The organism is Acidobacteriota bacterium, from assembly GCA_003225175.1.
In the GTDB taxonomy this organism is placed as follows: Bacteria; Acidobacteriota; Terriglobia; order Terriglobales; family Acidobacteriaceae; genus Gp1-AA112.
The window spans coordinates 1-2,466 of sequence record QIBA01000154.1 but is presented as its reverse complement, the minus strand read 5'-3'; the positions used below and the strand labels follow the sequence as shown (position 1 = coordinate 2,466).

Here is a 2,466-nt window from a genome sequence, read left to right as displayed (position 1 = left end):
ATTATTGAGAGCCGTTTGCGGTGCGGGATTGTTCAGTTGAAGCTGTGCGCTCATTTTCTGTAGGCCCGCAGAGTGTGCTTCAATTTGCTTTTGCTGGCGTGCGATGGCCGCTTCTTGCACATCTTCAAGGTTGTGCGCTAATGTGTCGTAAAAGTCCTGTCACTGCCGTACCTAGTGCCACTGCTGTTAGTGGCCACGATCCGGAAATGATAAGTGGTGCCTCCAGTTAAACCGCTGATGTTTGCGGCAACGTTTTGCGTCGTGTTCCCTGTCTTGGCCTGGTTGGCTGTTGTGGATCCGTAACTGGTCGTTCTTCCATACTGGAAACGCACAGTTGTGCTGCACCCGCTGGGATTAACCGTCCCGTTTAGTGTTGTGCTGCTACTGGCCACGTTACTGGCCACACTCGTCGTGACCGTAGGTGCTGCACACGGTGTTGCGCTTGGAGTTGGACTCGGCGTAGGCGTGGGCGTTGCAGTTGGCGTCGCTGTCGCAGTCGGGGTGGCCGTAGGTGTGGGAGTTGGCGTGCGCGTAGCTGTGGAAGTCGGCGTGGGCGTGACACTCGGCCTGGGCGTTGGCGTCGCTGTGTGCGTAGCCGTAGCTGTTGGCGTAGCCGTAGCCGTTGGGCTGGATGTCGGGGTCGGCGTAGGAATTCGGTCACCTGTCACCAAAGGATGCGGATACGTATATTCGTTAGTATAGGCAGATCCGCCATTCACCCCAGCAGGATACGCCGCCGTCACTTGTGTCGGGATCTGATTGGCTGGCAGTCCAGCACCGAGATTCACGTAATCGCTTCCTTCGTGCTCGGTTGGAACTGAACTTTTGCCGTACCCTAGCACCTGACCTGTGTCGGCATTCTTATTGTTCCATGAAAAACAACTTTCCTGTTGCTCATTAGGCCAAAACCGTGGACTTGAACTTGTAATCAGATCACCTTTGCCGCGTCCATTTTGATCCAGCCCGATCAACACGTTGCGGATAGAAAATTGGTCGCCGCTATTGAACAGAAGCGGCGCACCCCGATCCCCGGCGCCATAATAATAATAGGTAATCGTTCTGGCGGTATTACTAAGGATGGCAGCCGAATGTAGGTAATAAGCCGCTCCGGCGTGATCGTTCCGCACCTGCATCCCTTGATAAGCGTTCGGCGTCATGGATGTTCCGGTAGTAAAAGTTCCACTACCTCCACCAGTGGGGATGGTTGTATTGCTTGCTGCCGTGCCACTGAAATATAAGCCGTGAGGATCGTTCTTATCCCATCCATTCTCACCGTCCGCATTTCCCCAACTCGTCAAGTCATTGCCAACGGCACCATATTGCCGGTAATAAGACAAGCCGGTATGTGTGCCATTGGGAGAATTACTACCTAGCCAGGTATTATCATGCCAAATGCTGGTGCCGGAACGCTGCGATCCGCTAAAAGGGATTGCCCAAAAAAACGTATTATTATAAACTTGGATGGTTCTCATGCCGCGCACGGCCGAACCTTCAGTGCCGTGGCCGTTCGGCGTTGCGTTTTGCCAGTAATTATGCCGGGCCACATATCTTCCACCGTGGGAGCAATCAACCCCGCCACTGACTGTAGTAACACCTATGCCCTTGATGGTGTTATCCTCTATGAACCAAAATTTTTCTGAGCCGTAATAAGGAAAATCGGCCCACGCACCGTTGCCGTTAGTATGACCATTCGTTGAACCGTTAGTAATAAAGTGCGAATGATTGGCGTCGTCGCCCTGCTCGAACAGATTGTGATCGTCTACTCCGTAAGTCCAACCCGAACCTGCAACATCGCGCCCCAGGCGAGATGATAGAAATGGCAATGGTCAATCCGGGCGCTTTGCACGAGACCTCCGCTGCTTTTCACTCGAATCCCGCCGTCGCCGCCTACAATGTTTACTGTGCCTCGCCTAAATGTGATGCCCGTGAGCCGAAATGATTTTCCCGCCGGGATAGTAGCGTTCAATAACGATCCAGGTATGCCACGGAGTTTCTCATCAATGATGATGGTTTGATCGTTGGCCGTGCAACTCGCAGTTCCTGCGCCGGTGATTGTTGTTTGACCACTAACCGTTATCCCCTTGGTCAGGTTAACCCCGGCAGTCCAGATGAATGTTCCAGCGGGTAACGTAATCGTGTCGCCGTCATGCGCGTTTGTATCATGGATTGCCTGAACATTCGCGGCCGAGCCGTCGGATGGCCAAACAGTTCCAAAAGAGTTAGATGTTACCAAAAAAGACAATCCAGCAGCGATAGAAAGAAATTTTCCCATATTCGGTCCTTTTTTTGTTAGCCCTTCTTTGATTTCCTTCTGCTCGCGAATCTACTCGCAGAAGCGCCACTTCCCGGGCGGGAGAAAGGCTGTCATTACGACAGCTCAGCCCTGGCCGTTTTTTATCTTGTTCGAAGCGGTTTGCCAAAGATGGGGTGACATGTCAAGGAAAAAGTTCTAGATACTTGCCTTTT

At 52.5% G+C, this 2,466-nt stretch carries 1 protein-coding gene and 1 pseudogene; both read right to left on the bottom strand.

The annotated features are described in order from the left end of the window. Window positions 1-431: 431 nt before the first annotated feature. Window positions 432-650 (bottom strand): annotated as a pseudogene (locus tag DMG62_23940) (hypothetical protein). Window positions 651-1,759: 1,109 nt separating this feature from the next. Next, window positions 1,760-2,272: a hypothetical protein gene (locus DMG62_23935; protein ID PYY20160.1), complete on the bottom strand. Its 513-nt coding sequence runs from the start codon at window positions 2,270-2,272 to the stop codon at window positions 1,760-1,762. Window positions 2,273-2,466 lie beyond the last annotated feature (194 nt).

What these genes read in the sequence shown, in the direction of transcription:
- DMG62_23935 (PYY20160.1), bottom strand. Translation starts at nt 2,272, where the DNA reads ATGGGAAAATTTCTTTCTATCGCTGCTGGATTGTCTTTTTTGGTAACA.